The organism is Delftia tsuruhatensis NBRC 16741, from assembly GCF_001571325.1.
In the GTDB taxonomy this organism is placed as follows: domain Bacteria; phylum Pseudomonadota; class Gammaproteobacteria; order Burkholderiales; family Burkholderiaceae_C; genus Comamonas; species Comamonas tsuruhatensis.
Genome location: NZ_BCTO01000024.1, coordinates 16753 through 35675 on the forward strand (window position 1 = coordinate 16753; position 18923 = coordinate 35675).

17 protein-coding genes are annotated in these 18923 nt (G+C 68.1%); 4 read left to right on the forward strand and 13 right to left on the reverse strand.

Annotated elements, in window-relative coordinates; translation table 11 throughout:
- Nucleotides 1–14 precede the first annotated feature (14 nt).
- The 7 genes from DTS01S_RS12580 to ybaK all read right to left on the reverse strand — a co-directional run bounded on the left by DTS01S_RS12580 (nucleotide 15) and on the right by ybaK (nucleotide 8935).
- Nucleotides 15–1775, reverse strand: a complete 1761-nt coding sequence (locus tag DTS01S_RS12580; protein WP_061287826.1) for an FAD-dependent oxidoreductase — start codon at nucleotides 1773–1775, stop codon at nucleotides 15–17.
- Nucleotides 1754–3298 (reverse strand): polyamine aminopropyltransferase, encoded by a 1545-nt coding sequence (locus DTS01S_RS12585; protein WP_017404118.1) that lies wholly within the window; start codon nucleotides 3296–3298, stop codon nucleotides 1754–1756. Before DTS01S_RS12585 ends, DTS01S_RS12580 begins: the two co-directional genes overlap by 22 nt.
- Nucleotides 3299–3385: 87 nt before the next feature.
- A complete protein-coding gene (locus DTS01S_RS12590) occupies nucleotides 3386–5536 on the reverse strand; it encodes a TonB-dependent receptor (protein ID WP_061287827.1) in 2151 nt (716 codons plus the stop codon).
- 187 nt (nucleotides 5537–5723) lie between these two features.
- On the reverse strand, nucleotides 5724–5942 hold the full coding sequence (locus DTS01S_RS12595) for a DUF350 domain-containing protein (protein WP_016449242.1): 219 nt from the start codon (nucleotides 5940–5942) through the stop codon (nucleotides 5724–5726).
- An 18-nt stretch (nucleotides 5943–5960) separates the two neighbouring features.
- Nucleotides 5961–7493 (reverse strand): DUF4178 domain-containing protein, encoded by a 1533-nt coding sequence (locus DTS01S_RS12600; RefSeq protein ID WP_061287828.1) that lies wholly within the window; start codon nucleotides 7491–7493, stop codon nucleotides 5961–5963.
- Nucleotides 7494–7591: 98 nt separating this feature from the next.
- Complete coding sequence (gene plsY / locus DTS01S_RS12605; protein ID WP_016451416.1) at nucleotides 7592–8272, reverse strand: glycerol-3-phosphate 1-O-acyltransferase PlsY; 681 nt, start codon at nucleotides 8270–8272, stop codon at nucleotides 7592–7594.
- A 168-nt stretch (nucleotides 8273–8440) separates the two neighbouring features.
- Complete coding sequence (gene ybaK / locus DTS01S_RS12610; RefSeq protein ID WP_017404114.1) at nucleotides 8441–8935, reverse strand: Cys-tRNA(Pro) deacylase; 495 nt, start codon at nucleotides 8933–8935, stop codon at nucleotides 8441–8443.
- Nucleotides 8936–8992: 57 nt separating this feature from the next.
- Between ybaK and DTS01S_RS12615 the strand changes: the two genes are divergently transcribed.
- From DTS01S_RS12615 to DTS01S_RS12625, 3 genes are read left to right on the forward strand one after another with little or no spacing between them, the layout of a single operon-like run.
- A complete protein-coding gene (locus tag DTS01S_RS12615; RefSeq protein ID WP_016449239.1) occupies nucleotides 8993–9541 on the forward strand; it encodes a DUF2975 domain-containing protein in 549 nt (182 codons plus the stop codon).
- A 2-nt stretch (nucleotides 9542–9543) separates the two neighbouring features.
- Nucleotides 9544–9759 carry a helix-turn-helix domain-containing protein gene (locus DTS01S_RS12620; RefSeq protein ID WP_013801570.1) on the forward strand — a complete coding sequence of 72 codons (216 nt, stop codon included), beginning with the start codon at nucleotides 9544–9546 and terminating at the stop codon, nucleotides 9757–9759.
- Nucleotides 9756–10379, forward strand: a complete 624-nt coding sequence (locus tag DTS01S_RS12625) for a hypothetical protein (RefSeq protein WP_061287829.1) — start codon at nucleotides 9756–9758, stop codon at nucleotides 10377–10379. The genes DTS01S_RS12620 and DTS01S_RS12625 overlap by 4 nt, the downstream gene beginning before the upstream one ends.
- Nucleotides 10380–10416: 37 nt before the next feature.
- Here the strand turns inward: DTS01S_RS12625 and DTS01S_RS12630 are convergent, their stop codons facing one another.
- The 3 genes from DTS01S_RS12630 to DTS01S_RS12640 form a co-directional block, all read right to left on the reverse strand.
- Nucleotides 10417–11478: an aldo/keto reductase gene (locus DTS01S_RS12630; protein ID WP_043790114.1), complete on the reverse strand. Its 1062-nt coding sequence runs from the start codon at nucleotides 11476–11478 to the stop codon at nucleotides 10417–10419.
- A gap of 104 nt (nucleotides 11479–11582) precedes the next feature.
- Complete coding sequence (hppD, locus tag DTS01S_RS12635) at nucleotides 11583–12677, reverse strand: 4-hydroxyphenylpyruvate dioxygenase (protein WP_016449235.1); 1095 nt, start codon at nucleotides 12675–12677, stop codon at nucleotides 11583–11585.
- A gap of 21 nt (nucleotides 12678–12698) precedes the next feature.
- The gene (locus DTS01S_RS12640) at nucleotides 12699–14123 is read right to left on the reverse strand and encodes an amino acid permease (protein WP_061287830.1); all 1425 of its coding nucleotides are present in this window, start codon (nucleotides 14121–14123) and stop codon (nucleotides 12699–12701) included.
- Between the two features lie 320 nt (nucleotides 14124–14443).
- Here DTS01S_RS12640 and DTS01S_RS12645 point away from each other — a divergent pair, with 320 nt between their 5' ends.
- Entirely contained in the window at nucleotides 14444–15091 is a 648-nt protein-coding gene (locus DTS01S_RS12645) for a TetR/AcrR family transcriptional regulator (RefSeq protein ID WP_016449233.1), read from the forward strand.
- Here the strand turns inward: DTS01S_RS12645 and DTS01S_RS12650 are convergent.
- From DTS01S_RS12650 to DTS01S_RS12660, 3 genes are all read right to left on the reverse strand, one after another.
- Complete coding sequence (locus DTS01S_RS12650; protein WP_061287831.1) at nucleotides 15064–15975, reverse strand: LysR family transcriptional regulator; 912 nt, start codon at nucleotides 15973–15975, stop codon at nucleotides 15064–15066. The two genes, DTS01S_RS12645 and DTS01S_RS12650, sit on opposite strands and share 28 nt — an antisense overlap.
- 83 nt (nucleotides 15976–16058) lie before the next feature.
- Nucleotides 16059–17150: an ABC transporter ATP-binding protein gene (locus tag DTS01S_RS12655; RefSeq protein WP_012206598.1), complete on the reverse strand. Its 1092-nt coding sequence runs from the start codon at nucleotides 17148–17150 to the stop codon at nucleotides 16059–16061.
- A gap of 6 nt (nucleotides 17151–17156) precedes the next feature.
- Nucleotides 17157–18896, reverse strand: a complete 1740-nt coding sequence (locus DTS01S_RS12660) for an ABC transporter permease (protein ID WP_012206599.1) — start codon at nucleotides 18894–18896, stop codon at nucleotides 17157–17159.
- Nucleotides 18897–18923 lie beyond the last annotated feature (27 nt).

Genomic DNA, 18923 nt, shown 5'->3' on the forward strand with positions numbered 1-18923 from the left:
CGCCGCGGCCCGTGTCAGGTCCGCGCGCCAGCCCACAGGCCCGCATGGTGGCCACGCGTGAAGGCCTCCTCCAGTACCGAGTAGCCGGCCCAGTCGGAATGCGCGAACCACAGGCGGCGCGTGCCCGGCGTGGGCAGCAGGGCCACGCGCTCGCCGGCGCACAGCGCGCTGCGCCCCCGGTGCAGCGACTGCAGCGCTACCTGGCTGAGCAGCTGCTGGTCACCGGGCCGGGGTATGGCCATGGCGTGGCCGTAGCGCGTGATCTCCATGCGCGTGGCCTTGTGCAGCAGGTCGGAATGGGGGACGAGCAGGCTGCCGACGATGCGGTCCCGCCAGAAGCCGAAGGGCTGGCCCAGCAGTTGGGCGCGCCCGTCAGGCCAGTCGCCCAGCGCCTGGTAGTAACTGAGCACCGTGGGCCGGGGCGTGAGCCGGTCCAGGCCCTGGTGGCCCGCGTCCACGTAGCCCAGGCCGCCCGCATTCGGATCGGCAAACAGCACGTTGTCCCAGGCCGGATCGGCGCCGGGCCGGTCAGCCAGCGGCCGCTGCAGATGGATGTTGGCCACCAGCCAGGGCGCCCAGTCCAGCCGGCCGGCCACCGCGCGCAGGAAGTCCGGCGCATCGCGCACCACGCGTGCCGCGATGAAGCTGGGCAGGGCCACGATGCAGCGCGCGGCCAGCCAGCGCTCGTGCTGCTGGCGACCGTGGTGGTAGACGTCGATCTCCACGCCATCGGCACTCTCGGCAATGGATAGCACGCTGCAATCGGTCTGCAGGTCGGTGGAGCCCAGCCCGGCCACCAGTTGCTGCGACAGCCAGCCATTGCCCTGGGGCCAGGTCAGCACGGCATCACCCGCGTCTTCGGGCGTGCGCTCATCCTGGCGGCGCGGGGCCGAGAAGCCGTGGCGGCTGGCGAAATAGTGCAGGCCCGCCCAGGCCGACACGCGCGCCAGGCCCGCGCCGAAATCGTCGCGGCAGCAGTACTCCAGATACCAGATCAGCTGCGCATCATCGATGCCCTGGCTGGCCAGCCAGGCCTGCATGGTCTGGCCGTCCAGCGCGGCATGGGCGGCGGGCAGCCGGCCCTGGCGCTGCCAGACGCGGATGGACGGCATGGCAAAGGGCGCCCTGTCCATCTCCTGGGCCACGCTGCGCGCAAAGAGTTCGTACTGCTCCAGCGTGCGCGGCGCCACGCCATCGACGGGCAGCAGGCCCTCATGCCAGGCGCCCTGCCAGAACAGGCGCTCCTGCGGGCTGTGGCACAGATGGCGCTCGTCGTACTGCCAGCGGCCCGCGCGGCGCTGGCGCAGGCCCAGGGCCTCGAGCCAGTCCTGGACCTCGGATGCATCGTCGCCAGGCAAGGGCAGATAGTGGGCGCCCAAAGGACAGGCCAGCCCGGACATGCTGCCGCCCTGGCTGTTTCCGCCCATGGCCGGCTGCGTGTCCAGCAGTGCCACACCCTGCACCCCCGACAGCTCCAGCGCCCGCGCAGCCGCCAGGCCCGCCATGCCGCCACCGGCGATCACCACGTTGGCACGGTGCACCACGGCCGGCGCCGGCAGCGCCAGGCCCTGGCCCAATCGCTGCCAGAACGCACGCAAGGCATGGCCGCGCTCCAGCGCCACGCCGCTGAAGCCACCAGGCAGGTCTTCCAGACGAGGCGGCGTTGGCGTGCAGCCGGCCAGGCCTGCGGCCGCACCGCCGGCCAGGCCCTGCAGCCATTGGCGCCGGCTCCACAAAGACGGGCGGTCGGGGCTCAACGCTCCACCCTGCCCCATTCGCGTTCGTAGGTATTGACCAGCACCTGGTTGGACAGGCGGTTGACCTCGGCCGGCACACGCGCCATGTCCAGCGGAAAGTCGAACATCAGCGCCATGGTCTGCGCGCTCAGAAAGCGCAGGCCCGCAGGCAGTGCATCGGGCTCGCGCCAGGGCCGGTGGCTGGCGATGACGAAGCCCCACTCGCCAAAGCTGGGCACATGGGCGTGGTAGGGCGTGGCCTGCAGGCCGATGGATTCGATGGTCTGCACCACGGTCCAGTAGCTCTTGCGCGCGATCAGGGGCGACGTGGTCTGCACCACGGCATAGCCGCTGGCGGCCAGGCGCTTGTCCAGCAAGGCATAGAAGCTGTTGGTGAACAGCTTGCCGATGGCGAAATTGGTCGGGTCGGGGAAATCGACGATGACGACGTCGAAGGTGTCCTGGTCCTGCTGCAGCCAGTGGAAGGCATCGGTGTTGACGATGCGCACGCGCGCATCGCTGAGCGCATCGCCGTTGAGCCGGCGCAGCATGGCGTTGTCCTTGAACAGGTCGGTCATGGCCGGGTCCAGTTCCACCAGCGTGACCGACTCCACCGAGGGGTACTTGAGCACCTCGCGCACGGCCATGCCGTCGCCGCCGCCCAGCACGGCCACGCGCTTGGGCGCGCCATGCGCGGCCATCACGGGATGGACCAGGGCCTCGTGGTAGCGGTACTCGTCGCCTTGCGCGAACTGCAGGTTGCCATTGAGGTACAGCCGCGCGCCCTGGCGTCCCTGCGTCACCACGATGCGCTGGTAGGGCGAGCTGCTGGAGAGCACGATGCGGTCCTGGTAGAAATGGTCGTCGGCCAGGCGCGTCAGATGGTCGGCTCCCCAGATGCCCGTGCCCAGCAGGGCCAGCACGGCCGCGCAGGCCAGGGCATGGGCGCGCGGGCGCCGCAGTTCATGCCGAAACAGCAGCAGCGCCCACACCGCCACCGCCGCATTCATGAAGCCGAACAGCAGCCCCGTGCGCACCAGGCCCAGCTTGGGCACCAGCAGCAGCGGAAATGCCAGCGACACGGCCAGCGCCCCCAGGTAGTCGAAGGTCAGCACCTGGGACACCAGCTCCTTGAGCGTCACATTGCGCTTGAGGATGCGCATCACCAGCGGAATCTCCAGCCCCACCAGCGTTCCCACCACCAGCACCATGCCGTACAGCAGGAACCGGAACGCGCCGGGCGCGTAGGCATTGGCAATGAACAGCGTGGCCGGCAACGCACCGCCGACCAGGGCCACCATCAGCTCGATGCGCAGAAAGTGCGCAGGCAGGTGGTCCTCGAAATAGCGCGACAGCCAGGAGCCTATGCCCATGGCGAACAGGTAGCTGCCGATGATGGTGGAGAACTGCAGGACCGAGTCGCCCAGCAGATAGGAAGCCAGCGCGCCCGCAGCCAACTCATAGAGCAGGCCGCAGGCCGCGATCACGAAAACGCTGACCAGCAGGGCGATGTCGATGGGGCGCGCCGGCTGCGCGCCGGCAAGAGAGGCTGAGGTTTGCACGGCCGGTATTGTGCGCGATGCGCCCCCCGTGTGCGCGAGAGGCGCCGTGCAACGGGAGAAGGCGCCGCGCGCCTCCTTGGGGTTCCGTCAGAACTGGTAGTTGGCGCTGACCAGCACGCTGCGCGGTGCGCCCGGCATGGAGCTGGAGCGCCAGTACCGCTTGTCGAACAGGTTGGACAGGGCCACGGTCACGGTCCAGGCGTCCTGGCGCCAGCCCACCAGCGCATCCCAGCGCGAGTAGCCGGGCAGGATGGCCGTGTTGGCGGCGTTGGTGAAGCGGCTGCCCGTGTAGGTCACGCCGACTTCGCCATACCAGGGTCCCTTGGGCGCATAGCGCAGGAACAGGTTGCCGTTGCGCTTTGCCGTGTCACGCAGGTACAGGCCCACGTTGGCGGGGTTTTGCGCGTCTTCAGCCACCTTGGCCTGCATGAAGGCCACGCCGCCGCGCACATACCAGGAACCGGCCACGCGGCCGGCCGCGCTGAACTCGATGCCGCGCGAACGGTCCTTGCCCCGGATGGCCCAGGTGTAGGGATCGTTCTCGGGATCGGGGCGATAGCGGATGTTGTACTTCTCCAGCTGGTAGACGGAGACCTGGGTGGACAGCGCGCCGCCCAGCCAGTCGCTCTTGACGCCGACCTCGGACTGGCGCGAGTACTGGGGCTCGTCGTCCGGCACCGCGCCCACGGCGGTTTCCACGGTCAGGATGCCGCGCCCGCCATAGGGCGAGTAGCTCTTGTTCCAGGACGCATAGAAGCTGTGCTCGCGCACCGGCTGCCACACCACGCCCACGCGCGGGCTGAAGCCGTTGCCGTCGGTCTTGCGCGTGAGGTTGGCGATCTTGTTGGTGCTCTGGAAGTCGTAGCTGTCGTAGCGCAGGCCCAGCAGCAGCTTCCACTGCTCGGTCAGGCTGACCAGGTCCTGCATGTACAGCGCCTGGCCCGTGCCCTTGTGATAGTTGTCCTGGGTCGGCTTGCCCTGCGCCGGCCGGCTGGGCCAGACGATGGGCTGCAACGGGTCATAGGCGAAGGTGCTGCCGGGCTGGCCGACGCGCGGCGCGCGCTCTTCCTCGCTGGCCTCCAGGCCCACCAGCAGATCGTGCCGGATGCTGCCCGTGCTGAACTTGCCCGTCAGGTCCAGCGTGTTGGACAGCGTGGTGTTGCGGGTCTGCTGCCAGGCGTAGTTGGGCGTGATCTTGCCGGTGGCGGCACGGTAGGTGCCGGCGAAGTAGTGGTCGAAATCCTGGCTGGCCTCGCGCTTGCTGGCCACCCAGCGCAGACTCCAGCGGTTGTTGAAGTCGTAGGACAGGTCGGAGCGCAGCACGCGCAGGCGGTCTTCCACATAGTCGCCCGGCGCCGCAAAGCCCTTGCGGATGGAGACACCGGCCGGCAGCTGGTCGTAGACCGGGCCGCGATCGGGCACGCGCCAGACGTTGTCATAGGTGTACTGGCCGGTCCAGCGCCAGCCCGTGCGCGAGTCCACCAGGATGCTGGGCGAGACCATCTCGTTGCGGTTGCGTATGCCTTCGCGGAAGCTGTGGGCCTGCTCGCGGTCGGCCGTCAGTCGCACGGCCACGTTCTCGTTGAGCACGCGGTTGATGTCGATGGTGCCGCCCACGTTGTCCCAGGAGCCGCCGCGCAGCGTGATGCTGCTCTTGGCATCGAAACGCGCCTGCTTGCTCACCATGTTGACCACGCCGCCGCCTGCGCTGCGGCCATAGAGCACCGAGGCCGGGCCCTTGAGGATCTCGATGCGCTCCACATTGGCGGTGCTGCGGCGTACCTGGCCGCTCTCGCGCACGCCGTCGCGGTAGATGTCGCTCTCGTCGGCCTTGAAGCCTCGGATGTACACGCCTTCGCCGCGCATGTCGTAGCTGGTGTTCACGCCGGGAACGCCGTCCAGCATGGTGGCCAGGTCGTTGATGCCGTAGCTCTTGTACTTGTTGACCTCCAGCGTGTCGATGGTCTGCGGGATGTCCTTGGGCGCCAGGTAGGTCTTGGTCGCCGTGGTCACGCCTTCGGGCCGCACGTCGTCAGGATCGTACTGGGAGGCGTTGACCTGCAGCGTGGGCAGGGTGTGGGCCTGTTGAGGATGCGTCTGCGTCTGCGTCTGTGCCAGGGCCGGATCGGCTGGAGCGGCCTCCTGGGCATGGACCCCGCCCGCCAGCGCGGTGGTGATGATGCCAGCGGTCACACCCACTGAAAGCCTTGCCCTGCGGGCAGCTTGATGGTCTGTCATGGAAACCCTCTCTTCGAATGAAGGGGGCGATTTTATTTAGAATGCAAACGAATATCATTTGCAAACTCACTATCAACAAGGAATTTGTTGCGACGCAGCAACGCCGCCATGCGCAGCGCAGCCGCACCTTTTCAGGCGGGCTGCGTGTCGGCAGGAGATGGGGAATGCGGGGGCCAGGCGGCCCCGTTCAGTGGATGGCGGCAGCGACGATGATGCTGATGCCCAGGCACATGGCGGCCACCACCATGGCCAGCGCCTTGTTGTGCTTCTCGACGATCTCGGCCCACATGTCCACGGGTGTGATCTTGTCGATGATGAAGAAGCACAGCCAGAACACCACCACGCCCACCAGCGCATAGAGGATCGAGCCGAAGAAGGCGGCGGGGTTGAGCCAGTCGAAGTTCATGATCAGTTTCTCCGTTGTTTACTTGTGGCTGCCGCCCGAGGTGTAGCCACCCCAGGAGCCGCCGCTGCTGCGGGTGTAGCTGTTGCAGTTGGCGTCGGTATTGGGGTCGCAGTTGGGGCGCGATGCGCAGCCGCGCAAGGTGACGAACACCAGCCAGAGGATGAGCAGCCCGATGATGATGGTCCACAGCCCGAAGCGGCTGCCCGACATCACGCCGACCTGCGAGCGGTCACGCAACTGCTTGAGGCCGAAGGCCATTGCCAGCGTGGTGGCCGAGACGGCGCTGCCATGCGACCAGGTGGTCTCGCCGCTCTCGGTCTCGCTGGCCAGGAAGGCCTTGTTCTGCGCGCCTGCGCTCACATAGTCCACATTGCGCGTGGTCTGGCCGCGCTGCACGGGCCAGTAGAACTCGCCCAGGGCGTAGGTGGTCTCGGCCGTGTAGCGCGATTCAAGCTGGTACTGCCGGCCCATGTACTTGGCCGTGCTGCGGTTCTTGGAGAGCTTGGGCACGCCCGTGGTCACGCGGGCCATGCTCCAGCCATCGGAGGAATCGACCAGGAATGCGAAGCCGGCCTTCTGGTTGAACAGCAGGTACTCCTCCCAGCCAAAGCTCTCGTCGTCGCCAGGCTCCTGGCCCATGCGGTGCTGAAAGCCCACCACCTGCCATTGCTGGCCTTCCAGCACACCCTTGCTGCCCAGCGGGATGGCCGGGCGCACGGGCTCGTTCTGTTCCGCATAGGCCAATTCCTTGCCAATGCCCTGGCTCAGGTCCACCAGCGACCCGCAGCTGGGGCAGCTCAGGCTCTTGGTGGTGGAAAAGCGCACGGGCACCACGGCGCCGCACTTGGGGCAGTTGAAGTGCCGGCCCTGCTCACCCTTGAGCGAGGCGCCGTCGCGCAGCCCCTGCATCCTGAGGTCGTCCAGCACCACGCGTTCGCCCAGGGTCAGCGCGGGCGGCTGGACGGAGAAGTCCACGGACAGCACCTGGCCCTGCTCGCTGCGCAGCTCCACCAGCCGGTACGGTGTGCCGGGCTCGGGCAGCTGCGCCAGCTCGCCCTGGGCCGATACCAGCCGGGCATTCTGCACGCTGCTGACCGTGAAGCTCTTGCCGCCCAGCACACGCTGCGAACCCAGCAGCCAGTCGGAGGCCTTGAACGGCCCGTTGCGCAGGGCCTCGGCCACCCAGGGCCAGGACCAGACGAACTGGCCGTTGTCCTCGCTCAGGAAGCCCAGCGCGCCATCGCTGAACGCGGCCACCCATTCGCTCCAGGCGCCCGCCTCGCTCTTGAGCTGCAGCCGCCCGACCAGGGTGAAGTGCTCGGGCTTGCCGTTGCGCAGCATCTGGCCCGTGGCGCCGATGCGCAGGGGGCTGTAGTCCTCGAAGACCTCGGCCATGGAGCCACGGCGCTGCAGCACATCGCCCTGGCGCACCACGGTGCTGCGGCAGAACTCGCAGACGGCATAGCTGGCCTGGGCGCTGGCAAATTCCACGGGCGCGCCGCAGCCGGGGCATGGTGCGCGGTACACGCGCTGCGATGGACTGGATGCCATGTGAGAGAGTCGTCAGTGAAGAGAGGGCCTGGAGCGTGACCGGCCGGCCACGCCCCGCACGCAAGCTGCGCCCGTGGTGCGCAGCGCGGCGGCGACGGTCAATGCGGCTTGCCTTTGGCCGTGCCGGGCTTGGCCGCGGCGGCTGCCGGGTCGGCCTTCTTGCTGCCCAGCCTGGATTCCTTGCCGGCCATCAGGCGCTGGATGTTCTCGCGGTGGCGCCAGATCAGCAGGGCCGCCATGGCGACGATGGCGGCGGCAATCGGTGTCTCGGCATACCAGACCACGCCACTGCACAGCAGGTAGTAGACGGGGGCGAACACGGAGGCCACCAGGGCCGCCAGCGAGGAATAGCGGAAGAACACGGCAATGATCAGCCAGGTCAGCGCCACCGCCAGGCCCAGCCAGACGCTGATGCCCAGCAGCACGCCCAGGGCCGTGGCCACGCCCTTGCCGCCCTTGAAGCGGAAGAACACCGGGTACAGGTGGCCCAGGAAGGCAGCCAGCGCCACCATGGCCACCGTGCCGTCGCCCATGCCGAAGCGGCTGCCGAACCATTGCACCAGGGCCACGGGCAGCCAGCCCTTGGCGGCGTCCAGCAGCAGGGTGACGGCCGCTGCCGCCTTGCTGCCGGAGCGCAGCACATTGGTGGCGCCGGGGTTGCCGCTGCCATAGGTACGCGGATCATTCAGGCCCATGGCCCGGCTGACGATGACGGCGAACGACAGCGAGCCGATCAGGTAGGCCGCCACGGTGGCGAGAAGGGGGTAGAGCGCGTTCAATTGAAGTCCTTGGCCGGTCTGTGGAGCGCCGGCGCGCGATCCGGCCGGCCCTGATGGCCCGCCCTCCCTGATCGCCGACACATGTTTTTCATCAGGACCTGCGCGAACCCGGTGGAGGCGGCGGCCGCCTTCCCGTGTGCGCAAGTCGTGTTCATTTCTTCAGGGCATCTATTCTGCCAGCGCGCAGTGCACGGGCCGTGCATCCAGCAGCCGCACGCAGACCTGCGGGTCCAGCTGCACCAGAAAGCCCCGGCGCCCGCCGTTGATGGCGATGCGCGGCAGCGCCAGGATGCTCTCTTCGATATAGACCGGCATGTCGCGGCGCGTGCCGAAGGGCGAGGTGCCGCCGACCAGGTAGCCGCTGTGGCGGTTGGCGACTTCGGGCTTGCAGGGCTCCACGCTCTTGGCCCCGATCTGCCGCGCCAGGTTCTTGGTGGAGACCTTGCAGTCGCCATGCATGAGCACGATCAGCGGCCTGGCGTCCTGGTCCTGCATCACCAGGGTCTTGACCACCATGTGCTCGTCCAGGCCCAGGCTGGCCGCGCTGTGCTCGGTGCCGCCGTGTTCCAGGTACTCATAGGGATGCTCGGTGAACTCCACCTTGTGGGCGCGCAGCAGCTGCGTGGCCGGTGTCTCGCTGACATGAGAGTTTTTCTTGGACATGAATTTTTTATCGTTTTACAATAATTTTTTATCGATTCATCAATACAAGGCTGTGCCATGAACTATACGCCCCACGCCGCGGGCAACGCCCTGAGGCGCCACTCCCAGGCGGCGCGCATCCTGATTGCCCTCGGTGCCGTCGCGCTGCTGGCCCTGCCGGCAGCCGCCCTGCTGTCGCCGCAAGATCTTTCGGGCCAGGCGCAAGGCCTGCTGGGCATGCCGCCGGGCCAGCCGCTGGACATGGCTGCGCGCTGGCGCACCGCACTGGTCAGCCTGCTGCCCGTGGGCTGCGGGCTGTATGCGCTGCGCCAGCTGTGGACACTGTTCGGCGAGTACCTGCAGGGCCGTGTCTTCGGCCAGCAGGCGCAGCACGCCCTGATGCGCTTTGCCTGGACGGTGCTGGCGGGCGCGCTGGCCCTGCCCTTCACGCGCGCGCTGATGTCGGTGGCGGCCAGCATGGGCAATCCGCCAGGGCAGCGCTTCGTCACGCTGGGCCTGTACTGGCACGATGGCCTGCTGGTCCTGCTCGGCGTGGTGCTGGTCTCCATCGCCCATGTGATGCTGCAGGCGCGGCGCATCGCCGACGAGAACGCGGGCTTCGTCTGAGCATGCCCATCATCGTCCACCTCGATGTGATGCTGGCGCGCCGCAAGATGCGTTCGCGCGAACTGGCCGAGATGGTCGGCATCACCGAACAGAATATTTCCCTGCTCAAGAGCGGCAAGGTACGCGGCGTGCGCTTCGACACGCTGGAGCGCATCTGCGAGGCACTGCAGTGCCAGCCCGGCGACCTGCTGGAATGGGTGGCAGGGCCCGAGGCTTGAGCAGCGGACGGCTGCGGCTGATCGCGGGCCTGCTGCTGTCGCTGCTGCTGCACGGGGCGCTGCTGTGGCAGGGTCTGGCCCCGGACATTGCGCGGCCCGGCACCGGGCAGGCCGAGGCGCACCGCCTTCAGGTGGTCTGGGTCGAGACGCCGACTTCGACGCCGACGCCGGCGCCGGCGCCATCTCCTGCTGCAGCGGCTGCCCGGCCCGGACCGGCGCCCGCGCCCGCGCCTACGCGACGGCCGGACACCGCCGCCGTCGCACCGCCTTCAAGGCAAGGCGCAGGGGCCACAAAGGCCACGGAGGAAGCCGCAACAGCCGCCGCGCCGCAAGCGCCTTTGGCCGCCGACACCGAGGCCGTCCCGGACACCGCGCGCAGCGCCAGGGCCATGGGCCGCCTGCTGGACTCGGCCGCAGGCCGCGAGGCCGTGCAGTCGGCGGCCCGGCAAGGCCTGGTCAGGCCCCAGATCCCTGCGCAGCGCGAGGACCCGCTGGCCAGCGGCATGCGCGAGGCCGCCCAGGGCGACTGCATGAAGGGCGAGTTCAAGGGCGGCGGCATGGGCCTGCTGAGCCTGCCCATGCTGGCGGCTGCTGCGCTCCAAGGCGAGTGCAGCCGCTGAAGGCGCAGGGCCTAGGCCTATTGCGCAGGGCTGAGGCCTATTGCGCGGGGTCGCGCACTTCCCAGCGGATGGCGTCGATGGCCGACAGCAGTTCGGGCGACAGTTGGGTGCCCCAGGCGTTCAGGTCCTCATCGAGCTGGGCCACCGAGGTCACGCCGATGATGGTGCTGGCCACCTGCCACTTGGTGTAGCAAAACGCCAGCGCCAGCTGCGTGGGCGTCATGCCATGCTCGCGCGCCAGCGCGTTGTAGCGGCGCGCGGCGGCCAGGGCTTCGGGCCGGCCCCAGCGCTGCTTGCGCACAGACTCGTAGCGCGCAATGCGTGCGGCCTGCGGCGCAGCGGGATCGGTGGGCGCATGCACGTCGAACTTGCCCGTGAGCAGGCCGAAGGCCAGCGGCGAATAGGCCAGCAGCGACACGCCCAGGCGGTGGCAGCTTTCATCCATGCCGTTTTCCCAGCTGCGGTTGAGCAGGCAGTAGGCGTTCTGCACCGAGGCCACGCGCGGCAGGCCGTGCTGCTCGGCCAGGCGCACGAATTCGTGCACGCCCCAGGGCGTTTCGTTGGACAGGCCGATGTGGCGCACCTTGCCTTCCCGGACCAGGCGGCCCAGCGCCTCGAGCTGCTCATGGATGCCGGTCTGCGAGCTTTCCTTGGACGGGTCGTAGTACAGCTGGCCGAAGGCCGGCACGTTGCGCTCGGGCCAGTGGATCTGGTAGAGGTCGATCACGTCCGTGCCCAGGCGGCGCAGGCTGCCTTCGCAGGAGGCGGCGATGTCGGCCGCCGTCATGCCCTTGCCCTCGCGCACCCAGGGCATGCCCCGCGAAGGACCGGCCACCTTGGTGGCCAGCACGACCCTGGCGCGCGCGCCAGGGCGCTGGGCGAACCAGCGGCCGATGATGGTTTCGGTGGCGCCGCAGGTTTCGGCGCGTGCGGGCACGGCATACATCTCGGCCGTGTCGAAGAAGTCCACGCCGCGCTCCAGCGCGCGGTCCATGATGGCAAAGGCCTCGGCCTCGCCGACCTGCTCGCCGAACGTCATGGTGCCCAGGCAGATGGGGCTGACTTGCAATGCGCTTTGACCGAGCGCCACCGGTTGCATCGAGGGGGAATTCATGGGCACCGAGTGTAGGGCCGCCCGTGTTTACCCTGACGACAGCGCGCCCACCCGGCCAGGGCCGGGCGGGCGCGTTGCGTCCGTCGGGATCAGGCGCCCTGCGGTGCCTCGGCCTGCAGCACGCCGCGGTTGATCTGGTCGCGCTCCATGGACTCGAACAGGGCCTTGAAATTGCCTTCGCCGAAGCCCTCGCGGTAGTTGCCCTTGCGCTCGATGAACTCGAAGAACACGGGCCCCAGCATGGGCTGGGAGAAGATCTGCAGCAGCAGGCGCGGCTGGCCGCCCTCGGTCGTGCCGTCCAGCAGGATGCCGCGTGCCTGCAGCTCGCCCACGGGCTGGCCGTGGCCGGGCAGGCGGCCTTCCAGGTTCTGGTAGTAGATGTCGTTGGGCGCGGTCAGCAGCGGAATGCCGGCCATCTGCAGCTGGTCGATGGAGTCCAGCAGGTTGTCCGTCAGCAGCGCGATGTGCTGGATGCCCTCTCCGTTGAACTGCATGAGGAATTCCTCGATCTGGCCGCCGCCCTGGCGCGATTCCTCGTTCAGCGGGATGCGGATCAGGCCGTCGGGCGCCGTCATGGCCTTGGAAGCCAGGCCGGTGTACTCGCCCGAGATGTCGAAGTAGCGGATCTCACGGAAATTGAACAGCTTGCTGTAGAAGTCCGCCCAGTAGGTCATGCGGCCGCGGTAGACGTTGTGCGTCAGATGGTCCACCACCTGGAAGCCGTGGCCCTTGGGGTTGCGGTCCACGCCGGGCAGGAACTCGAAGTCGATGTCATAGATGGACTTGCCTTCGTCGAAGCGGTCGATCAGGTACAGCGGCGCGCCGCCGATGCCCTTGATGGCCGGCAGGCGCAATTCCATGGGGCCGGTGGGAATTTCCACGGGCTGCGCGCCCAGCTCCAGCGCGCGCTTGTAGGCCTGGTGCGCATCCTTGACGCGGAAGGCCAGGCCGCAGGCCGAGGCGCCGTGCTCGGCAGCGAAATAGGCGGCCTGCCCCGGCTCATTGTTGATGATGAAGTTGATGCCTCCCTGGCGGTACAGCAGCACGTTCTTGGAACGGTGCCTGGCCACCAGCGTGAAGCCCAGCTTCTCGAACAGCGGCTCCAGCACGCCGGGCGTGGGCGATGCGAATTCCACGAATTCGAAGCCCATCAGGCCCATCGGGTTGTCGAACAGGTCTGCCATGGTTGGTTCTCCTTGAAGGTTTCAACGGGGGATGTGCGCGGGTTCCAGTACGGATTCCAGCACAGGCGTGGGACGTTGGCGGAACACGAGGCGATAGGCCCCGTAGACCACCAGGACCCAGATCGGAATGGCCAGCGCGGAGGACCGCACCGACGGTGTCAGCAGCATCACGCCCACCACCAGGGCCATGGCGGCCAGGCAGATGGCATTGGTCAGCGGCGCGGCCGGTGCGGGAAAGCCCAGCACGGTCCCGCGTGCCGCATGGGCCCGGCGAAAGCGCCAGTGCGCCACGATGATGATGGCCCAGGTAATCACCAGGGCCGCCACGATCAGCGACATCAGCAACTCCAGCACGCCGGCCGGCGCCACATAGTTCAGCACGATGGCCAGCGCCGTGAAGATGGCCGGATAGACGATGGCCCGCACCGGCACGCCGCGGCGGTTGACCTGCATCAGCGAGCGCGGTGCATTGCCTTCGCTGGCCATGCCGTACAGCAGGCGGCTGTTGCTGTAGACCATGCTGTTGTAGACCGACAGCGTGGCCGTGAGGATCACGAAGTTCAGCAGGTGGGCGGCCACGTTCTCGCCCAGGCCCGAGAACACCAGCACGAAGGGGCTGCTGCTGTAGGTGTCGCCGCCGGCCTTGAGCTGGCCCAGCAGGTCGGTCCAGGGCATCAGCGACATCAGCACGGCCATGGAGCCGATGTAGAACACCAGCACGCGGTAGATCAGCTGGTTCACGGCATTGGGGATGACGGTGCGCGGCTGGTCGGTCTCGGCCGCCGCGAAGCCCAGCATCTCCACGCCGCCGAAGGCGAACATGATGAAGGCGAAGGCCATCACCAGGCCTGAGAAGCCGTTGGGGAAGAAGCCGCCGTGCGTCCACAGGTTGCGCACGGTCTGCTCGGGCCGGTCGGCGCTGAACAGCAAATACAGGCCTGCGCCGATCATGGCCATCACGGCCACGATCTTGATCAGCGCGAACCAGAACTCGAACTCGCCATAGGCCTTGACGTTGATGAAGTTCACGCCGTTGATCAGCACGAAGAACACCGCCGCCGTCACCCAGGTGGGTATGCCGGGCCACCAGAACTGGATGAACTTGCCTGCGGCCGTCAGCTCCAGCATGCCCACGAGCACATACAGCGCCACACAGTTCCAGCCCGCCAGAAAGCCCGCGAAGCGGCCCAGGTAACGGTTGGCGAAATAGCTGAACGAGCCCGCGTTGGGCTCCTCGACCAGCATCTCGCCCAGGAAACGCATGATGAAAAAGATGATCAGCCCGCCAATGGCGTAGCCGAGCAGCACGGACGGGCCGGCCAGCTCGATGATGCCGGCCGAGCCCAGGAACAGGCCCGTGCCGATGGTGCCGCCCAGCGCGATGAGCTGGATATGGCGGTTCTTGAGCCTGCGCTCCAGATGGCCCTGCGAAGAAGAACTGTGCATCAAGGGGGTGCTCCGGCTCTCAGCAAGGCGCGCGGCGGCGCAGGGGTTGGAACACTTCGGTGGTCTTCACGGCAATGTCTCCTCGTGGGGTGCCTGTTGGAATACGGGGCCTTGTGCGCCCCTTGTTGATGGGTATCAACTATAAAAAACAATAAATTATTATTTCTTGTAATTTATCCCTATGGACAAGCCCAAGAAGAAGGAGTAGCGAAGGCCATCGACGCATTGCCGCCCGCCATGCCGCACTCCGGCAACGGTTGAACGCCCGCAACAAACAAAAACAATCTACTATTATTTTTTTGCCCTCTGGAGCCCAGAACATGACGACGTCCGCCACGCAGCGGCGCGCACGCACGCCGCAGACCGAGCGTGTGGAGACAACGCAACGCAAGATCATCGACTCCGCCCTGGCGCTGCTGCGCGAGGGCGGCTTCAAGAGCGCCACGCTGCAGGCCATCGCGCGCGGCGCCGATGTGTCGCTGGGCGCGCTGCAGCACCACTTCGAGAGCCGCGATGCGCTGATGGAGCGGCTGGTCATCGAGGTCATGGAGCCGCTGAGCGACCAGGGCACGGTCTGGCCCGACAAGGCCCTGCCCCTGCGCGAGCGTGCCGAGGCCTTCGTCACCCTGGCCTGGGATAACATCTTCGGCGCGGCCAACTACCAGGCGGCCTGGAGCATGTTCTTCGGCTGCAAGGCCTCCCCCTCGCTGTTCGACCGCGTGGACGCGCGCCGGGTACATGTGGACAGCGTGTTCTACACCCGCTTCCTGGACGTCTTCCCCGAGATCGCGGCCCACCATCCCCGCCCCCAGGGCTTTGCGGCCATGGCCTTCGCCATCCTGCGCGGCACCGGCGTGCTGGAGCTGTTCGAGGTGGGCGAGCAGGAACGCCAGGGCAGCCTCGATGCGCTGGTCGAGGCCATCGTCCAGGCAGGCACCCCTCAGGCCGGCGGCGGCGCCGCCGCCTGAACCTCGGTCAACCCCCAGACCCTGCGCAGCTGCGACAGCGTGGCCACCAGGGCCGGGTCGTGCTCGGCCTCGCGCGGGTGGATGAAGCCCAGCTGCGCCGACACGCGCGCATGCGGCCAGATGGCCACGCAGCCATGCTCGGCCGCGGCCAGGGCGCGGTCCTCGCGCAGCAGCGCCAGGCCCAGGCCGGCGCGCACCAGGCTCTCGGGCGCGGCGGCGGCATCGCTTTCCACGATCTGATTGGGGCTCAGCCCCTGGCGGGCGAACAGCGCCAGCAGCAGGGCCTGCTCATGGTGCTGCGCGGGCGCACCGATCCAGGGCAGTTGCGCCAGGTCCTTCCAGCCCGATTGCAGGACGCGCTCGCGCAGCGCGGGCGGCGCCGCCACGCGGTAGTGCAGTGTCTGCAGCACCAGCGCGCCCAGGTCGCGCGGCATGTGGGCGCCGATGTAGAACGCGCCCTGCAGGCCGCCGGCCGCGACCTGCGCGCGCAGCTCCTCGGCCCAGCCATGGCGTGTCTTGATGTCCAGCAGCGGCAGCGCCTCCACCAGGCCATGCAGCAGCGAGCCCAGGCGCAGCGCCTCGGGGTCGGCCACCGTGCCCAGCAGCAGCTGGCCGGTGACCTCGCCCTGCAGCTCGCGGGCCTGGCCCTGCAGCCGTCCTGCCGCATCCAGCACCTGCCGGGCGGGCTCCATCAGGGCCTCGCCGGCCCGCGTGAGGCTGATGCGGCCCGGGCGCCGGTCGAACAGCGCCACGCCCAGCTCTTCCTCCAGCGCCTTGATCTGGGCCGTGATGGCCGGCTGGGTCAGGTGCAGGGCCTCGGCCGTGCGCGTGACGCTGCCCAGCGTGGCCGCCGTGACGTAGGCGCGCAGCTGATACATCTCCATGGGCGGCCAGCCTAGCGCAGGCGCCAGGGCCTGCGGCCCGGGCAGGCCCGGGTGTCAGGGAACATCCCTAGCCGTCTCATCGTTCACTCATCGAGGTAGCGCAGCTGCGTGGGCTCGATGCCCAGGCGCACCGGCATGCCCATGGGGAACATGGCAATGCCCGCGTAGTGCGCCTGGTCGGCGACCACCGCCACCTCGCCCACGCGCACGCGGTAGCGCGAGAACTCGCCCAGGAATTCGGCGCTCTCGATCTGCCCTTCCACCCACACACGCGAGGCATCGCCCGCATCGTCGCGCACCGCAATCTGCACCTGGTGCGGCCGGAAGGCCAGCGCCGCACGCCCCGGCACGGGCGGCTGGGCCGGGCGCGGCAGGGTCAGCGTGCCCAGGCCCGGCACCTTGAAGACCAGCGACTCGCCTATCGTCGGCAGCACCTCGCCCTCCAGCACATTGGCCGTGCCGACAAAGCCCGCCACGAAGCGGTTGGCCGGATAGTCGTACAGCCCAGCCGCCGAGCCCACCTGCTGCAGCACGCCCTTGTCGAGCACGGCCATGCGGTCGGCCGTGGTCATGGCCTCTTCCTGGTCGTGGGTGACGAAGATGGTGGTCAAGCCCAGCTTGCGCTGCAGGCTGCGCAGTTCCTCGCGCATCTGCACGCGCAGCTGCTTGTCGAGGTTGGACAGCGGCTCGTCCAGCAGCAGCAGCTTGGGCGCGATGACCACGGTGCGCGCCAGCGCCACGCGCTGCTGCTGCCCGCCCGACAGCTGGCCCGGGCGGCGCTGCGCGTACTGCGACAGGCCCACCAGCTCCAGCACCTCGCCCACCTTGCGGCGGATGGTGTCGCGGCTTTCGCGGCGCTCGACCAGGCCGAAGGCCACGTTGTCGTACACCGTCATGTGCGGCCACAGCGCGTAGTTCTGGAACACCATGCCGATGTTGCGCGCATGCGGCGGCACGCCCGTGATGTCCTGCCCGCCCACCAGCAGCTCGCCGCGCTGGTGCCGGTTGAAGCCCGCGATCAGCCGCAGCAGCGTGGACTTGCCCGAGCCCGAAGGCCCCAGCAGCGCGAAGAACTCGCCGGGCTCGATCTTGAGGTTGACGTCGCGCAGCACTTCGTTGCTGCCGTAGCTCAGGCTGATGTGCCTGCATTCGAGGGAGACAGGGTCCAGGTGCATGGCGTTTCACTCCGAAGTCGATTGCACGGTGGCGCGCGAGCGCTCCACGAAGCGGTGCGAGAAATACGTGCCCAGGCCGACCACGACCACGGCCAGCACGCCCAATGCCGCACCGGGCCCGCGCCCCGAGATGCTTTGCATGTACAGGTAGATGCCGTAGCTCATGGGCGCCTGGCTCTGGGCCGAGGCCAGCATGATGGTGGCCGACAGCTCCACCGCCGCCGTGATGAAGCTGGTGACGAAGCCGGCCAGGATGCCGCCGGCCATCAGCGGCACCATCACGCGCCGTATCACGCTGGTGCGGCCCGCGCCCAGGCTTTGCGCGGCCTCCTCCAGCGAGATGTGCACCTGCTGCAGCGCCGCCATGCACGAGCGCAGCGCATACGGCAGCCGCCGTACCGCATAGGCCAGCATGATCAGCACCCAGGTGGTGACGATGGGCGTATCGGTGAAGGGCAGGTTCACGCCCTTGAACAGCCGCAGGTAGCCGATGGCCAGCACCAGCCCCGGAATCGCCAGCGCCACCGAGGCCAGGTAGTCCAGCCACTGCCGGGCAGGCAGCCGCGTGCGCAGGATCAGGTAGGCGATGGCGGTGCCGATCACCACGTCGATGCCCGCCGCCATCAGGCAGTACAGCAGCGTGTTGCCGATCATGTAGCCCGAGTCGGTGAACACCGTGGCGTAGTGCTCCAGCGTATAGCTGTCGGGCAGCACCGAGAAGCTCCAGACCTTGGAGAACGACATCAGCAAGATGCCGATGTGCGGCGCCAGCACCACCAGCAGCACCAGGGCGATCCAGCCATAGGCCAGCAGCGCCTCCCAGGCCGACAGCCGGCGCTTTTGCAGCGCGCTGCCGCCCTTTTGCAAGGTGGCGTAGTCCTTGCCCTTCATCACCCGCGCGGCCAGCCACAGGGCGACGATGGAGAACGCGATCATGATCACGCTGATCACATAGCCCAGCGGATCATCGAGCCCCACCGAGGTGATGCGCAGATAGGCCTGGGGCGCCAGCATATTGGTCACGCCCATCACCAGCGGCGTGCCCAGGTCGTCGAACACTTTCACGAACACCAGAGCCGCGCCCGCCAGGTAGCCGGGCATGGCCAGCGGAAAGATCACGCGCCGGAACAGCCGGAATCCACGCGAGCCCAGGTTCAGCGCCGACTCCTCCATGGCCCCGTCGATATTGCGCATGGCCGCCACGAGGTTGAGCAAGATGAACGGGAAGTAGTGGATGCTCTCCACGAAGATCACGCCCGTCAGCCCCTCCATGATGGGCACGGTGAAGCCGAACCAGTCGTCCAGCAGCAGGTTGACCGAGCCGCTGCGCCCGAAGATCAGCTGCAGCGCCACCGCCCCCACGAAGGGCGGCATGATCAGCGGCAGCACGCCCAGCGTCTGTATCAGCAGCGCGCCCCGGAACTCGAAGCGCACCGTCAGGTAGGCCAGCGGCACGGCGATCAGGCTGGCGAAGAACACGCTGGCCAGGGACACGCCCAGGCTGTTGAAGAACGACTCGCGGAAGACGGTCTGGCCGAAGAAATTGCCGAAGTGCCCCAGCGTGAGCCCGCCGCCCTCATTGACGAAGGCGGTGTAGACCACCATGCCCACGGGCACGATGAGAAAGGCCAGCAAAAAGGCCAGGATCAGCGCGAAGGCCAGCCACGGCCCCCAGCCCGACGGAATGCGCCGTGCGCGCGCAGCAAGGGGGGCGGCGCCGGGCGCCGCCATGGAATCGATGCTCATGCGAATGCTCCGCAGCGAAAGAGACTG

Coding starts and splice junctions, on each gene's coding strand:
- DTS01S_RS12580 (WP_061287826.1), bottom strand. CDS start 1,775: ATGGGGCAGGGTGGAGCGTTGAGCCCCGACCGCCCGTCTTTGTGGAGC.
- DTS01S_RS12630 (WP_043790114.1), bottom strand. CDS start 11,478: ATGCAACCGGTGGCGCTCGGTCAAAGCGCATTGCAAGTCAGCCCCATC.
- DTS01S_RS12600 (WP_061287828.1), bottom strand. CDS start 7,493: ATGGCATCCAGTCCATCGCAGCGCGTGTACCGCGCACCATGCCCCGGC.
- DTS01S_RS12645 (WP_016449233.1), top strand. CDS start 14,444: ATGACGACGTCCGCCACGCAGCGGCGCGCACGCACGCCGCAGACCGAG.
- DTS01S_RS12640 (WP_061287830.1), bottom strand. CDS start 14,123: ATGCACAGTTCTTCTTCGCAGGGCCATCTGGAGCGCAGGCTCAAGAAC.
- DTS01S_RS12650 (WP_061287831.1), bottom strand. CDS start 15,975: ATGGAGATGTATCAGCTGCGCGCCTACGTCACGGCGGCCACGCTGGGC.
- DTS01S_RS12620 (WP_013801570.1), top strand. CDS start 9,544: ATGCCCATCATCGTCCACCTCGATGTGATGCTGGCGCGCCGCAAGATG.
- DTS01S_RS12655 (WP_012206598.1), bottom strand. CDS start 17,150: ATGCACCTGGACCCTGTCTCCCTCGAATGCAGGCACATCAGCCTGAGC.
- DTS01S_RS12615 (WP_016449239.1), top strand. CDS start 8,993: ATGAACTATACGCCCCACGCCGCGGGCAACGCCCTGAGGCGCCACTCC.
- DTS01S_RS12590 (WP_061287827.1), bottom strand. CDS start 5,536: ATGACAGACCATCAAGCTGCCCGCAGGGCAAGGCTTTCAGTGGGTGTG.
- DTS01S_RS12660 (WP_012206599.1), bottom strand. CDS start 18,896: ATGAGCATCGATTCCATGGCGGCGCCCGGCGCCGCCCCCCTTGCTGCG.
- ybaK (WP_017404114.1), bottom strand. CDS start 8,935: ATGTCCAAGAAAAACTCTCATGTCAGCGAGACACCGGCCACGCAGCTG.
- hppD (WP_016449235.1), bottom strand. CDS start 12,677: ATGGCAGACCTGTTCGACAACCCGATGGGCCTGATGGGCTTCGAATTC.
- DTS01S_RS12595 (WP_016449242.1), bottom strand. CDS start 5,942: ATGAACTTCGACTGGCTCAACCCCGCCGCCTTCTTCGGCTCGATCCTC.